Origin of the sequence: Rhodococcus sp. KBW08, assembly GCF_003852455.1 — a bacterium.
Taxonomy (GTDB): domain Bacteria; phylum Actinomycetota; class Actinomycetes; order Mycobacteriales; family Mycobacteriaceae; genus Rhodococcus_F; species Rhodococcus_F baikonurensis.
In genome coordinates this window covers 611,747-626,576 of the sequence record NZ_QAJJ01000009.1, presented here as the reverse complement: position 1 = coordinate 626,576, position 14,830 = coordinate 611,747, and the positions used below count along the sequence as shown (strand labels likewise).

Here is a 14,830-nt window from a genome sequence, read left to right as displayed (position 1 = left end):
CAAAATCCACGTGAGTACGTGGTCAGTCGAGCGAAGGTAGTGACATGGGCAGCAAACAGGGTCGTCGGACGTCACGGGTTGCCGTGGCAATCGTCGGAGCGGTGGCTGCCGGCCTTGCTCTCGCCGGACCTTCCGCGGCCGTTCCTCTCTTCCCCGGTGGACCGGACATTCCTTTGCCCGTCATTCCAGGGGTGCCGTACCTCGATCCGGCGATTCCGGTTCCGGGCATCCCGGGTACACCGATTCAGGCGCCCATCGGCGCTCCCAACTTCTCCGCGCCTTCGCTCAACCCGTCCGCAGGTGAGACAGTCGGTATCGCACAGCCGATCATCATTCGTTTCAACGAGGCGGTCGGCGACCGTGCCACGGCTGAACGCGCTATTCGCGTAACCACCGATCCTCCGGTCGAGGGCAGCTTCTACTGGATCAACGACAGCCAGGTCCGTTGGAAGCCGGCACAGTTCTGGCCGGCGAACATCTCCGTGACCGTCGACGCCGGTGATTCGCACTCCACGTTCAACATCGGTGACGCACTCGTCACCGTCGCGGACGACAACACCAAGCAGGTCACCGTCACCCGCAACGGCGAGGTCGTGCGCACCATGCCGACGTCGTTCGGCAAGCCGGGCCACGAAACACCGAACGGCACGTACATCGTCGGCGAGCAGCTGCGCGACATGTACATGGATTCGTCCACGTACGGAGTTCCGATCGATTCTCCAGAGGGATACCGGACCTACGTCGAGTACGCGACGCGAATTTCCTACAGTGGCATCTTCGTTCATGCTGCTCCGTGGTCGGTTGCGCAACAGGGATTCACCAACGTCAGCCACGGCTGCCTCAACGTCAGCACCGAGGACGCCAAGTGGTTCTTCGAGAACGCAGGCAAGGGCGACCCGGTGATCGTGCAGAACACCGCAGGTGGAGTCCTCAGCGGCGCCGACGGATTGGGCGACTGGAACCGCTAGACACAGTCGACGAAGGCCCTGCGCGAGAAGTATTCGCGCAGGGCCTTTTTCGTGTCGCGTTCAACTCGAGTGTCTTGTACGTTCACCATTCATTCGTTGCGGGCGGTCAGACTGCCTCAGTGAGATCGAGTCCGGAAAGAACGCTGCCCACTTCAGGCAAGCCAGGTCTGTGGGGCAGACCATGGCGTGACTACGCGCTCTTTGCGCTCTTGGTAGGTCCCAATCTCGCGTTGTTGATCTTGTTCACTTATCGCCCGCTGGTGGACAACATCCGACTTTCGTTCTTCGACTGGAACATTGCGGACCCGAAGGCGACGTTCATCGGGCTGAGCAACTACCGCGAGTGGTTCGGACGAAGCGATACCTGGCAGATCGTCACCAACACAGTGGTATTCACGTTGGTCACCGTTGTGGGTTCGATGGTCATCGGTTTGGCGTTGGCCATGCTGCTCGATCGCAAGCTCGTCGGGCGAAACCTGGTCCGGTCGGCCATCTTCGCGCCGTTCGTGATTTCCGGTGCAGCGATCGGTGTCGCGTTTCAGTTCGTCTTCGACCCCAACTTCGGTCTGATCCAGGATCTCCTGCACCGTGTCGGACTCCAGTCGCCCGACTTCTATCAGGATCCCCACTGGGCGCTGTTCATGGTGACCGTGACGTACATGTGGAAGAACCTCGGCTACACGTTTGTCATCTACCTTGCTGCGCTGCAAGGAGTTCGGCAGGAGTTGAACGAAGCTGCCGAAATCGACGGCGCCAAGCCGTGGACCAAGTTCCGCCGGGTTCTCCTGCCTCAGTTGCGCCCGACGACGTTCTTCCTCTCCATCACCGTCATGCTCAACTCGCTCCAGGTCTTCGACATCATCAATGTCATGACCCGAGGCGGCCCGCTGGGGACAGGGACGACGACCATGGTCTACCAGGTGTACAACGAGACGTTCCGAAACTTCCGGGCGGGCTACGGCGCGACGGTTGCGACCATCATGTTCCTGATCCTGCTGATCATCACCGTCTACCAGGTTCGTGCCATGGATCGGGGAGAAGAAAAATGACAGCGGTAGAGGAAAAGAAAAGCGCTGCTCCGACTTCCGTCGTCCGGCCCGGCCCGGACCGCAGGAACGTGGACCGGCGTGAGGTCGGCGTGAAGGTCCTCGGGTACGCGGCAATGGTGATCGCCCTGATCATCATCGTCCTGCCGCTCTACTGGATCGTGATGACCTCGTTCAAGGAGCGGCCGGAGATCTACACTCAGCCGGCAACGTGGTGGCCGTCGTCGCTGCATCCCGAGAACTACTCGGAAGCAACAACATCGGTCCCGTTCTGGATGTTTCTGCGGAACTCGATAGTCATCACGACGATTCTGTCCGCGGCGAAGTTCGTTCTGGGCACTCTCAGTGCGTACGGGTTGGTGTTCCTGCGTTTCCCGGGGAAGAACTTCGTCTTTCTCGGCATCATCGCCGCCTTGATGGTGCCGAATCAGATCACCGTGATCTCGAACTACGCACTCGTGGCAGAGTGGGGTTGGCGTAACACGTTCCAGGGCATCATAGTTCCGCTCGCGGGTGTAGCCTTCGGTACGTTCCTCATGCGCAACCACTTCCTCTCGATTCCTTCGGAGATCATCGAGGCGGCGCGGATGGACGGCGCCGGTCACTGGCGGCTTCTCTGGCGCGTGGTGCTCCCCGTTTCCGGACCCACGATGGTGGCGTTCGGCATCATCACGGTGGTCAACGAGTGGAACGAGTACCTGTGGCCGTTCCTCATGTCCGACGATTCCTCGGTAGCGCCGCTGCCGATCGGATTGACCCAACTGCAGAACAACGACGGACTCACCAACTGGGGTCCGGTCATGGCAGGAACGGTGCTGACGATGCTGCCGATTCTGGTGATTTTCCTTGTGCTGCAACGACACATGATCAAGGGCCTCACCTCCGGTGCGGTCAAGGGCTGACAGCTTTTCCCGTCACATTTCTTTTTCGAGGAGCAGTAATGGCAAACATGAACAGGCGCGGATTCTTGAGCCTCGGCGGTGCAATCGCCGCCGGCGCCGCACTCACCGCGTGCGCGGGTTCCGGCGGGTCGAGCGCTGATGCTGCGGGAACATCCGGTGCGTCGGGTGATTCCAACACCATCACCTTCTGGTCGAACCACCCGGGTAAGTCCACCGACGTGGAGAAGGAACTGATCAACCGCTTCCAGACCAAGTACCCGGACCTGAAGGTCAACTTGGTGGACGGCGGCAAGAACTACGAAGAGGTGGCACAAAAGTTCAACGCTGCCCTCTCCGGCGGAGATGTGCCCGATGTGGTTGTGCTCTCGGATGTCTGGTGGTTCAACTACGCACTTGCCGGAGCGATCGAGCCGCTCGACGGACTCTTCTCCGAGGTGGGCGTCGACTCGGCCGACTACGTCGATTCACTGCTCGCCGACTACCTGTTCCAGGGCAAGCACTACGCGCTCCCCTACGCGCGGTCGACGCCGTTGTTCTACTACAACAAGGCGGTCTGGTCGCAGGCCGGTCTTCCCGACCGTGGGCCGGCGACGTGGCAGGAGTTCGACGAGTGGGGACCAGAGCTGCAGAAGGTCGTGGGCAACGGCAAATTGGCACACGGGTGGGGCAACGCGAAGGATTACCTCGGCTGGACCTACGAAGGCCCCATCTGGACGTTCGGCGGCTCGTACTCCGACCAGTGGAATCTGCAGCTCGACAACGAGAAGACCATTGCTGCAGGTCAATTCCTCTCCAGCATGATTCACGACAAGAAGTACGCCGCGGTCTCCACCGACATCGCCAACGAATTCGGTACCGGCATTCTGGCGTCGACCATCGCGTCCACGGGTGACCTCTCCGGCATCAAGAAGACTGCGAACTTCGACTTCGGTACCGCTTTCCTCCCGGCAGTGGATGGAACTCCCGGTTGCCCCACCGGCGGCGCCGGACTTGCCATCCCGTCCAAGATCTCCGATCAGCGTAAGAAGAACGCGCTCAAGTTCATCGACTTCATCACCAACGGTGAGAACACGGCGTACTTCTCGCAGAACGTCGGCTACATGCCGGTCCGCAAGTCGGCAACCTCGGAGCCGAGCATGAAGGCGTTCCTCGACGCGAACCCCAACTCCCGTACCGCCGTGGATCAGCTTTCGCGTACGCGCTCGCAGGACTACGCACGCGTGTTCGTCCCGGGTGGGGATCAGATCATCGGCACGGGACTCGAGCAGATCGCTCTCCAGAAGGCCGACGTCGCATCGACATTCGCCGGCGTTGCCACCCAGTTGCAGCAGATCATCGACCGGCAGATCACCCCCAAGCTGCCGAAGTAGTAGGAGAGAGCACTCATGGCCAACGTGCAATTCGCGGGAGTCACGCACCGCTACGAAGGAACCGATCGACCGGCGGTCGACCGTCTCGACCTCGACATCGCCGACGGTGAGTTCCTGGTACTCGTAGGACCTTCCGGTTGCGGTAAGTCCACCAGCCTGCGAATGCTCGCCGGTCTCGAATCCGCGTCGGACGGCCGGATCGAGATCGGCGGCACGGACGTCACGCACCTCGCTCCGCGGGCGCGCGATGTCGCCATGGTGTTTCAGAGTTACGCGCTGTATCCGAACATGACCGTCGAGCAGAACATGGGTTTCGCGCTGCAGAATGCGGGAGTGGGAAAAACCGAGCGCCGAGAGCGGGTGCTCGAGGCCGCGCGGATGCTCGAACTCGAACCGCTGCTCGGACGCAAACCGGCCAAGCTGTCCGGTGGTCAACGTCAGCGAGTTGCCATGGGTAGAGCCATTGTTCGTCATCCCAAGGTGTTCTGCATGGACGAACCGCTCAGTAATCTGGACGCCAAACTGCGCGTCAGCACGCGGTCGCAGATCGCTGCCTTGCAGCGCCGTCTCGGCACCACCACGGTCTACGTCACCCACGATCAGGTAGAGGCGATGACGATGGGAGACCGCGTCGCGGTAATGCTGGACGGTCGCTTGCAGCAGGTGGCAAAGCCGCGGGAACTCTACGACAACCCCGTCAACACTTTTGTGGCCGCCTTCATCGGATCGCCCGGCATGAACCTGATCGAAGCGCCGGTCGAGGGTACCGTCGCAGTGCTCGGTGACTTGCGGATTCCGCTGCCCACCGGGGCGTCCGAGCGGGATCGGGTAGTCGTGGGAGTCCGCCCGGAGTCGTGGGATCTGGTGGGGGCGTGGCGAAAGGGCTCGCTGGCCGTTGACGCCGACCTGCTCGAAGAGTTGGGCGCCGAATCGTTCGTGTACGCGAAGGGTACGCCGGATTGCCAGTGGCAGAGCCGATCCGGACGGATCGTCATTCGCGTCGACCGGAAGATGTCGGTGGCACCGGGGGAGTCGCTTCATCTGCTGCCCAAGGCCGGCGAGGTGTACTTCTTCTCCGCAGAGACCGGGGTACGTCTGTAGCGATACTGTGTGCGGCATGACCGTCGCGCGTTCGCTGTTGCTGTTCGTACTCGCCGCGCTGCTCGAAATCGGGGGCGCCTGGTTGGTGTGGCAGGGAATTCGCGAACACAAGGGATGGATCTGGGTAGGACTCGGCGTCATCTCGCTCGGCCTCTACGGTCTGGTCGCCACGATGCAACCGGATGCCAACTTCGGGCGCATCCTCGCCGCGTACGGCGGGATCTTCGTAGCGGGTTCACTGCTCTGGGCGGTGGTGATGGACGGATTCCGCCCGGATCGTTTCGACATCGCCGGTGCGCTGATCTGTCTGGTCGGTGTCGGGGTGATCATGTACGCCAGGTAGGGCCTTCGGCCCCGTGCGCGCTCAGGGAGTCCAGAGGGTCCTTAAGCGCGCACGGGGGCTTGCCCCTACTGCTACCAGATCTTCACACGCTTCTCCGGATCCAAATACAGTGCGTCACCTGGCTTGACGTCGAACTCCTCGTGGAACGTGTCGAGGTTGCGGACGACGCCGTTGCACCGGAACTCCGGCGGCGAGTGCGGGTCGACGGCCAGACGGCGAATCGCCTCGGCTTCGCGAGCCTTCGTGCGCCATACCTGAGCCCACCCGAAGAACACGCGCTGCAAGCCGGTGAGGCCGTCGATGACCGGCGGTTCGGTACCTTCGGTCGCGATCTTGTACGCCGCGATCGCGATCGACAGACCGCCGAGGTCGCCGATGTTCTCGCCGATCGTGAACTCACCGTTGACGTGGTGGCCCGGCAGTTCCTTGGGTTCGAACTCGTTGTACTGCTCGATGAGAGCCTTTGTGCGCTTGCCGAATTCGCTGCGGTCCTCGTCGGTCCACCAGTCGACCATGTTGCCGTCGCCGTCGTACTTGGCGCCCTGATCGTCGAATCCGTGCCCGATCTCGTGGCCGATGACGGCGCCGATGCCGCCGTAGTTTGCAGCGTCGTCGGCTGCGGCGTCGAAGAACGGCGGCTGGAGAATGGCTGCGGGGAAGACGATTTCGTTCATGCCCGGGTTGTAGTACGCGTTGACGGTCTGCGGCGTCATGAACCACTCGTCACGGTCCACGGGGCCGCCAAGCTTGGCCAGATCGCGGTCGTACTCGGCGGCGTATCCGCGACGGTAGTTGCCCACCAGGTCGGTAGCCGAGATATCGAGACCGGCGTAGTCACGCCACTTGTCGGGGTAACCGATCTTCGGGGTGAATTTCTCGAGCTTGGCCAATGCGGCCTCACGAGTCTGCGGGCTCATCCACTCGAGGTCGGCGATGTTGCGGCGGTACGCCTCCTGCAGGTTGGCGACCAGTTCCAGCATGCGGGTCTTCGCCTCAGCGGGGAAGTGACGGTCGACGTAGAGCTTTCCGACGGCCTCGCCGAGCAGATCCTGAACCAAGCTGACCCCGCGCTTCCAGCGCTCACGGTTCGCTTCGGTTCCCGAGAGCGTGGTGCCGTAGAAAGCGAAGGTCTCGTCGACCAGCGCCGAATGCAGGTAGGGGGAGCGGGCGTGCAGCACCTTCCACGCCGCCCAGGCCTTCCAGTCGTCGAGTGACTCGGACGCCCAGAGCGCGGTGAAGGTGTGCAGGAAATCTGGCTGACGGACCACGATTTCGGCGAACTTCTCCGAATCGGCGCCGAGACCGGACAGCCATGCCGCCCAGTCCAAACCGGGGTTCTGTTCGGTCAGTTCCTCGAAGCCCACGAGGTTGTAACTCAGATCTGCGTCACGACGCTTGACGACGTCCCAGTGCCCGGCCGCGATCTTCTTCTCGAGTTCGAACACACGCTGGGCGTCGTAGCCGACGCCGGCGAGGGTGAACATCTTGTCGATGTGCGCGACGTACTTCTCGCGGATCTCCGCGTAGTTGTCCTCGCGGTAGTACGACTCGTCGGGCAGGCTGATTCCCGACTGGCTGAAGTGGATCAGGTACCGCTCGGAGTTCTTGGCATCGGTGTCGACGTAATGCGAAATGGCACCGCCGACGCCCACGCGCTGGTGGCGTCCGATCACGGTGGCCAACGACGACCGGTCGGGCGCATCGGCGACGGCGTCGAGCTCGTCGTCGATGGGGCCGAGGCCCGCGGCCTCCACGGCGTCGGCGTCCATGAAGCTCGAGTACAGGTCGCCGATGCGCTGTGCATCGGTACCGGCGGCAGAGTTGGACTCCGCGGCTTCGGTGATGATGGTCTGTACGTCTTCTTCGGCCTTGTCGTAGAGCGTCCGGAAGGCCCCGTCGACAGCGCGGTCTGCCGGAATCTCGTATTCGGCGAGCCATTTTCCGTTGACGTGGACGAACAGATCGTCCTGCGCCCGTGTGTCGCCGTCGAGGTGGGTGAGGTCGATGCCTGAGCGATGAGCCGTGGTCATTTCTCCATCCTTACACGATCATGACGAACTGCTCGGTGTGTGCGCGATCGCTCCACGCCGAGTTCATCTCTTGTGCTGGGCAACGTCGGTATGGCATGGCACGATCGAATACGTGACCAGCAGACCTGCCGCAGATCCGCACCTGCAGGACCTCGCGCGACTACGACGCGTGCGAGACCGTATAGACCGGGAGTACGCGCGGCCTCTGGACGTGGAGGCGCTCGCGCGGGGAGTGAACATGTCTGCGGGGCATCTCAGTCGCCAATTCCGTCAGGCGTACGGCGAACCGCCGTACGCCTACCTGATGACCAGGCGAATCGAGCGCGCAATGGCGTTACTGCGCCGCGGGGACCTCAGTGTCACGGACGTCTGCTTCGAAGTCGGCTGCAGCTCTCTCGGCACTTTCAGCAGTAAGTTCACCGAATTGGTAGGGGTCCCGCCCAGCGTCTATCGGCGCGAGGCCGAACAGTCGACGGCCGGAATGCCGTCCTGCGTGTCCAAACAAGTCACCAGACCGATCAGGAATCGAGAAGCGCAGACCCCACAACCGCAATTAACGTGATCGCCATGGACATCACCATTCACTCGAGCTTCCTTCCGCAGGACGACCCTGACGCCGCCCTGAACTTCTACCGCGACACCCTCGGCTTCGAGGTTCGCAACGACGTCGGCTACGACGGCATGCGTTGGATCACGGTAGGACCGCCCGGCCAGCCCGGCACCTCCATCGTGCTGCATCCGCCGGCCGTCGATCCCGGAATCACCGACGACGAGCGCCGCACCATCATCGAGATGATGGCCAAGGGCACGTACGGCGGACTTCTCCTGGCCACCAAAGATCTGGACGATACGTTCGAGCGGCTTCAGGCCGGCGACATCGACATAGTCCAAGAACCGACCGAGCAGCCGTACGGCGTCCGCGATTGCGCCGTCCGCGATCCAGCGGGAAACCTGATCCGTATTCAAGAATTGCGCTGAGACCGTCAACTGCGCTGAGACCGTCGGCGATCGACTGACAGATGGAGACACGATGACTGCCTTGCACACTGCAGACAGCCACGATTTGATCCGCGTGCAAGGCGCGCGGGTGAACAATCTCGAAGACATCAGCGTCGAGATCCCGAAGCGGAGGCTGACGGTTTTCACCGGCGTCTCCGGTTCGGGCAAGAGTTCGCTGGTGTTCAGTACGATCGCCGCGGAATCGCAGCGGATGATCAACGAGACCTACAGCGCTTTCGTTCAAGGATTCATGCCGACGCTCGCGCGGCCGGACGTCGATGTTCTGGATGGCCTGACCACCGCGATCATCGTCGATCAGCAGCGGATGGGCGTCGACCCGCGCTCGACAGTCGGAACCGCGACCGACGCCAACGCGATGCTCCGCATCTTGTTCAGCCGTCTCGGAAAGCCTCACATCGGTTCGCCTCAGGCGTTTTCGTTCAACGTGGCCTCGATCTCCGGAGCAGGCGCGGTCACCATGGAACGTGGAGGCCGTCAGACGAAAGAGCGTCGTAGCTTCAAGATCACCGGCGGCATGTGTCCGCGCTGTGAGGGACGAGGGGCGGTCAACGATTTCGATCTGACCGCGTTGTACGACGACACCAAGTCGCTCAACGAGAGTGCGATCACGGTTCCCGGTTACAGCATGGAAGGTTGGTACGGCCGGATCTATCGCGGCTGCGGCTTCTTCGATCCCGACAAGCCGATCAAGAAGTACACCAAGAAAGAACTGAACGATCTGCTCTACAAGGAGCCGACCAAGATCAAGGTCGAAGGAATCAACCTGACGTACACGGGTCTGATTCCGCAGATTCAGAAGTCGTTCCTGGCCAAGGACGTCGACGCAATGCAACCCCATATCCGGGCCTTCGTGGAGCGTGCGATCACGTTCACCACCTGCCCCGAATGTGACGGGACGCGACTGAGCGAGGGTGCCAGGTCGTCGAAGATCAAGGGCGTCAACATCGCCGACGCCTGCTCGATGCAGATCAGCGATCTCGCGGAATGGGTCAGCGGATTGAAGGAGCCGTCGGTCGCTCCGTTGCTCACGACGCTCGGTGAAACGCTCGACTCGTTCGTGGAGATCGGACTCGGTTACCTCAGTCTCGACCGTCCGTCGGGAACACTGTCCGGCGGTGAAGCTCAGCGCACCAAGATGATTCGTCACCTGGGTTCCTCGCTCACCGACATCACGTATGTCTTCGACGAGCCCACCACCGGCCTGCATCCGCACGACATCGCAAGGATGAACGACCTTCTGCTGCGCCTGCGGGACAAGGGCAACACGGTGCTCGTTGTCGAGCACAAGCCGGAGACGATCGTGATCGCCGACCACATCGTCGACCTCGGTCCGGGCGCGGGTAGCGCCGGCGGAAACGTCTGCTTCGAGGGCACCGTCGAAGGCCTTCGTGCCAGCGACACCGTCACGGGGCGTCACTTCGACGATCGGGCCGCCATCAAGGAGACCGTGCGCGAGTCCACCGGCGCAATCGAGATCCGTGGAGCGAACTCGCACAATCTGCAGGACGTCGACGTCGACGTGCCGCTCGGCGTACTCGTCGTGGTGACCGGTGTGGCCGGATCGGGTAAGAGTTCGCTGATCCACGGATCGCTCGCGAAACGCGAAGACGTGGTGTCGGTCGATCAGAGCGCAATCCGCGGCTCGCGTCGGAGCAACCCGGCAACCTACACCGGGCTGCTCGATCCGATCCGCAAGGCATTCGCCAAGGCCAACGGCGTGAAGCCGGCGCTGTTCAGTGCCAACTCCGAGGGTGCCTGCCCGACGTGCAACGGCAACGGCGTCATCTACAGCGACCTGGCGATGATGGCCGGAGTTGCCACGCTCTGCGAGGAGTGCGAGGGCAAGCGCTTCCAGGCGGAAGTTCTCGAGTACAAATTCGGTGGCAAGGACATCAACGAGGTTCTCACGATGTCAGTGTCCGAGGCCGAGGAGTTCTTCGGCGACGGTGAGGCCAAGACGCTTGCGGCGCACAAGATCCTCGTACGACTGGTCGACGTGGGGCTCGGGTACCTCACGATCGGCCAGCCGTTGACGACGCTGTCGGGCGGTGAGCGTCAGCGAATCAAGCTGGCAACACACCTGGGGGAGAAAGGTGGTGTGTACGTCCTGGACGAGCCGACCACCGGACTGCACCTGGCCGACGTCGAGCAGTTGCTCGGCTTGCTCGATCGACTCGTCGATTCCGGTAAGTCCGTCATCGTCATCGAGCACCACCAGGCCGTGATGGCGCATGCCGACTGGATCATCGACCTCGGCCCGGGTGCCGGTCACGACGGTGGCCGGATCGTCTTCGAGGGCACTCCCGAGGAGCTGGTTGCCGACGGCTCCACCCTCACCGGAAAGCACCTCGCGGCATACGTGGGCAGCTGAGTCGGCTCCTACCTCAGGCGTCGATACCGAGGTTGATGACGGCGAGGTAGGAACCGTCCGACTGCTTCTCGACGGTCATGAGGCCGGTGTCGTCGTAGATGCCGTCACTGGCGTTGTTCGTGTTGTTCTCACGACCGGTGTGCTCGCTGTACGGGGACTGCGAGTACACCTCGTCGAGAAGGGTCTCGTCGAAGAAGGTCTGCGACGTGAGGACCGTCTTCTTGTCGATGTGCACCTTGACGTGAATGTGAGTGGTGCGGCCCATGTACCAGCCGGGAAAGATCGTGGTGAACTGCGCGATGCCGTTTGCATCGGTGGTCTGGGCACCGCGCAGGTAGGTGCCGTCGTCCGTGGTGGTGGCTTCGGTGTCGCCGACGCTGTACGAACCGTCGGAGGTCTCACCGGAACCACCCATCCCGCCGCCCATCCCTCCGGGTGTGCCTGAGGGAGGTTCGCCCATTCCACCCCCGGGTGCACCTGACGGAGGTTCGCCCATTCCGCCGGCCGGGGGCGTTCCGCCGCCGCCACCGCCGTTGGCGCTCAGGGATCCGGATTCGAAACCGGAGTACACGCCGCCGGCGTCGCAGTGCCAGATCTCGACGACGGCGTTGGAGACCGCGCCGATGCTGCCGTCGACGTTGCACTGGCTGTTGTCCTGCACGCGCATTGCCACCTGCAGTGTGGTGCCCGGACGGTCTTCGCGGATGTCGCCGCGAATGGAGTCGACGTCGAACCAGTAGGGCCCCTGCGTCTCTTCCTTGCTCATGACGCACTGCGGCGCCTTGGCCAGAAGCGCGGTGACGGCATCGCCGGACGTGGCAGCGGCGGAAGTTCCGGACGCGGTTGTCGTCGACGCAGCCGCAGTTGAAGTCGTCGTGGCGGTGCCACTGTTACCGGAACACGCTGCGATGAGCCCGCCGAGACTGATGGTTCCGCCGAGGGCGAGGGCCCGTCGACGGCTCACGCGTAGCCGGCTTGCTTCGATGTCTTTGTTCACGCCGCTGTACCTCCATTGTGTGGGCTGTTGTCTCAATGGTGGACGGGCGGCCTGGTGCGGAACTGGTTATCCGCTGTGAACTTGCTGGGAGAGCATCTGGATGCTCGACGTGGCCCGCACGTAGACCTGTCCGCCGGCGTCGACGATGCGAGTTTCGATCAGCGCGAGCCTGCGCCCGGCACGAATCACGACGGCCTCGGCGCGCATGATCGGTCCACCGATGTCCGGCGAGCGCAGGAAGTCGATCTTGTGGTCGAGGACGCGATAGTCCTGATCGATGCTGGTCAGGGTTTGTGCTGCCAGGCCGGTAACCGCGTCGACCGCCGAGATCAAGACACCGCCCTGAACAGCGCCCAGTGGGTTGGCCATCCAGGTGACCGGGGCGAACTCGCCCACGACGGAACCCGGGGTCACGTCGACGACCGCAAGATCGAGGAGTCCGGCGAGCGGGCCGCGTTCGAGTTTGCCGTCGCGGATTCCTTCGACGACGTCGGATCCGGACAGCCCGCGCAGGTCGCTGGTCTTCTCCGGTACCGGGACGGGCAGTGGCTCACCCTCCACGTAGTCGTCGATTCCGACGACGGGAGGACGCGAGACCACCATGGCGCGGCCGGCCATCACTGCCAGGAGGGTGCCGTTGTCGTCGTGAAGTTGCCCGGATGCCAGGCCGACGCCGTCGTCGAGATGCACGAGTGTGCCGGTGGCACCGACGTCCGCGACGGCGGGGATGTCTGCGCCGGCACTGACCGTGACCTGCGCGAGTACGGACTGATGCCCGGAAGTCAGTCCCGAGTACACCGCGCCGCCCATGGCTCCGTCGATCATGACTCCGATGGAACCGAGCACGGTCTTGCCACGGTGATCGTGGAATCGCGGGCCGACGGACTGGGCGAAGCCCAGGTCCCCGGGCACAACCGACACGGCACGCACACCCATCAAGGTGTTGAGGGGATCAAGCTTCTTGACGGGCGCGGCGGAGTTGTCGATGCTCATCCGTCGAGTATCTCCAGCGCGCACAGTCCGGCCGAGACCGGGTCTCAACCTCCGATACGGGAATGCATTTCCCAGACGAGGACTTCGGCCCCGGCGTCGGAGGTCAGTTGCTGCCCACCCGAATCGCTCAACCGGACGGCATCGCCCTCGTACAGTGTGCCGACACCCTCCATCTCGGCGGTGCCCTGCGCGACGAAGACATGCAGGAACGGTGCGCTGGGAAGATGAACGGAGGTGCCGGGCAGAATGCGAGCGACGTGCATGGCAGCGTTCTTGTTGTTGATGCGAATCGCCGAATGATCCTTGTAACGGTCCATTCCGGAGGCGACCGGGATCAGACCGCCGCGCAGCAGTTCGTCGTCGATCTCGAGTTGCTCGTACCCGGGTGTGAGTCCGCCTTCGTCCGGTACCACCCACATCTGCACGAAATGTACGGGGTCGGAATGCTGTTCGCCGCCGAGGCGCCACGAATCGTTCTTCTCGCTGTGCATGATTCCGGTGCCGGCACTCATACGCTGGGCGAGTCCGGGATAGATGACGCCGCTGTGGCCGATGGAGTCCTGGTGCACGAGTGAACCGCGAAGCACCCACGTCACGATTTCCATGTCCTTGTGGGGGTGGGTGTCGAAGCCGGTTCCCGCCAGTACGGTGTCGTCGTTGTTCACGAGCAGCAGTCCGTGATGGGTGTTGTCCGGATCGTAATGCTGTCCGAACGAGAACGAATGCTTCGAATCCAGCCAGGAGACGCGGGATTTCAAGCGATCACCGGAGCGGTGCACATCGATGTGCGGTGTCGTCCGTGGGGCCTGTGCTCGACCAGATGCCATGGCTCCTCCTTCTGCGCCACCGGGATCCACCACTGCCGGATCCACCACTACCGGCATCCACCCTACGACGAACCTGCTGTGTAGTCCGAGCATTGGGCGTACTCGGTGGTGTCGTCAGTTCGCCGACGCGTGCATCTCCCACACGAGTATCTCGGCATCGTCGATTCCCTGGACGAGGTGACCTCCAGTATCCTTGAGTCGCAACGAATCTCCTGCTCCGAGTAGTCCGACTCCCTCGACGTCGACGGTGCCGCGGGCAACGAACCCGTGCACGTACGGTGCGTCCGGCAGGAATACCGACCCGCCGGTCTCGAGGCGTGCAACATGAAGTGCCGCATGTTTGTTGTGCAGACTGATCGCGCTGTGATCGCGATGCGCGGGCATCCCCGACGCCAAGGTGATCAGGCCGCCGCCGTCGAGTTCGGAATTGATGTCGAGTTCCTGATAACTCGGAGTGACTCCGGATTCGTCCGGCGGAATCCACATCTGGACGAGGTGAACGGGTTCGGTGACACGGGTGCCATCGGCCCGCCAGCGATCGTTGCGCTCGGAGTGCAGGATTCCGGAGCCGGCGCTCATTCTCTGTGCGAGGCCCCGATGGATGACACCGGAGTGCCCGGCGGAATCCTGGTGAACCAGCGATCCGCTGAGCACCCACGTCACGATCTCGGTGTCGCGGTGCTGATGGGTGTCGAAACCGGAGTCGGCTTCGATGATGTCGTCGTTGTTCACCAACAGAAGTCCGTGCGCGTACGCGGCGTGATCGAAGTTTCCCGCGAAGGGGAAACTGTGACGCGCCGTGAGCCAGCCGTAGTCGAGGTGCCTACGTTCGTCCGCTCGTTGGACGACCGTCGACGACATG

14 protein-coding genes are annotated in these 14,830 nt (G+C 62.8%); 9 read left to right on the top strand and 5 right to left on the bottom strand.

Annotated features, from left to right (window positions below):
* Positions 1 to 44: 44 nt before the first annotated feature.
* From DBV08_RS13815 to DBV08_RS13790, 6 genes are all read left to right on the top strand, one after another.
* Positions 45 to 968, top strand: a complete 924-nt coding sequence (locus DBV08_RS13815) for an Ig-like domain-containing protein (RefSeq protein WP_124567765.1) — start codon at positions 45 to 47, stop codon at positions 966 to 968.
* 74 nt (positions 969 to 1,042) lie between these two features.
* Positions 1,043 to 2,017, top strand: coding sequence for a carbohydrate ABC transporter permease (locus DBV08_RS13810; RefSeq protein WP_003940557.1), 975 nt, complete (start codon positions 1,043 to 1,045; stop codon positions 2,015 to 2,017).
* Entirely contained in the window at positions 2,014 to 2,916 is a 903-nt protein-coding gene (locus DBV08_RS13805) for a carbohydrate ABC transporter permease (protein WP_124567764.1), read from the top strand. Before DBV08_RS13810 ends, DBV08_RS13805 begins: the two co-directional genes overlap by 4 nt.
* A 38-nt stretch (positions 2,917 to 2,954) precedes the next feature.
* A complete protein-coding gene (locus tag DBV08_RS13800) occupies positions 2,955 to 4,286 on the top strand; it encodes an ABC transporter substrate-binding protein (protein WP_003940485.1) in 1,332 nt (443 codons plus the stop codon).
* A gap of 15 nt (positions 4,287 to 4,301) precedes the next feature.
* Entirely contained in the window at positions 4,302 to 5,387 is a 1,086-nt protein-coding gene (locus DBV08_RS13795; RefSeq protein WP_095968569.1) for an ABC transporter ATP-binding protein, read from the top strand.
* 16 nt (positions 5,388 to 5,403) lie between these two features.
* Positions 5,404 to 5,730 (top strand): YnfA family protein, encoded by a 327-nt coding sequence (locus DBV08_RS13790; protein ID WP_003940244.1) that lies wholly within the window; start codon positions 5,404 to 5,406, stop codon positions 5,728 to 5,730.
* A gap of 71 nt (positions 5,731 to 5,801) precedes the next feature.
* Here DBV08_RS13790 and DBV08_RS13785 read toward each other — a convergent pair whose 3' ends face one another.
* Positions 5,802 to 7,760 (bottom strand): M13 family metallopeptidase, encoded by a 1,959-nt coding sequence (locus DBV08_RS13785; protein ID WP_124567763.1) that lies wholly within the window; start codon positions 7,758 to 7,760, stop codon positions 5,802 to 5,804.
* A 112-nt stretch (positions 7,761 to 7,872) separates the two neighbouring features.
* Here DBV08_RS13785 and DBV08_RS13780 point away from each other — a divergent pair, with 112 nt between their 5' ends.
* From DBV08_RS13780 to DBV08_RS13770, 3 genes are read left to right on the top strand one after another with little or no spacing between them, the layout of a single operon-like run.
* Positions 7,873 to 8,322 (top strand): helix-turn-helix transcriptional regulator, encoded by a 450-nt coding sequence (locus DBV08_RS13780; RefSeq protein ID WP_095968571.1) that lies wholly within the window; start codon positions 7,873 to 7,875, stop codon positions 8,320 to 8,322.
* Between the two features lie 5 nt (positions 8,323 to 8,327).
* Positions 8,328 to 8,738, top strand: a complete 411-nt coding sequence (locus tag DBV08_RS13775) for a VOC family protein (protein ID WP_095968859.1) — start codon at positions 8,328 to 8,330, stop codon at positions 8,736 to 8,738.
* A 52-nt stretch (positions 8,739 to 8,790) separates the two neighbouring features.
* Entirely contained in the window at positions 8,791 to 11,151 is a 2,361-nt protein-coding gene (locus DBV08_RS13770) for an excinuclease ABC subunit UvrA (protein ID WP_095968572.1), read from the top strand.
* Between the two features lie 13 nt (positions 11,152 to 11,164).
* On the opposite strand, the gene DBV08_RS13765 is transcribed toward DBV08_RS13770, so the two are convergent.
* The 4 genes from DBV08_RS13765 to DBV08_RS13750 all read right to left on the bottom strand — a co-directional run bounded on the left by DBV08_RS13765 (position 11,165) and on the right by DBV08_RS13750 (position 14,829).
* Positions 11,165 to 12,148: an intradiol ring-cleavage dioxygenase gene (locus tag DBV08_RS13765; RefSeq protein WP_124567761.1), complete on the bottom strand. Its 984-nt coding sequence runs from the start codon at positions 12,146 to 12,148 to the stop codon at positions 11,165 to 11,167.
* A gap of 66 nt (positions 12,149 to 12,214) precedes the next feature.
* Positions 12,215 to 13,141 (bottom strand): PaaI family thioesterase, encoded by a 927-nt coding sequence (locus DBV08_RS13760; protein WP_124567760.1) that lies wholly within the window; start codon positions 13,139 to 13,141, stop codon positions 12,215 to 12,217.
* A 44-nt stretch (positions 13,142 to 13,185) separates the two neighbouring features.
* Positions 13,186 to 13,968, bottom strand: a complete 783-nt coding sequence (locus DBV08_RS13755) for a pirin-like bicupin family protein (protein WP_095968860.1) — start codon at positions 13,966 to 13,968, stop codon at positions 13,186 to 13,188.
* A 114-nt stretch (positions 13,969 to 14,082) separates the two neighbouring features.
* The gene (locus DBV08_RS13750; RefSeq protein WP_124567759.1) at positions 14,083 to 14,829 is read right to left on the bottom strand and encodes a pirin-like bicupin family protein; all 747 of its coding nucleotides are present in this window, start codon (positions 14,827 to 14,829) and stop codon (positions 14,083 to 14,085) included.
* Between the last annotated feature and the right edge of the window lies 1 nt (position 14,830).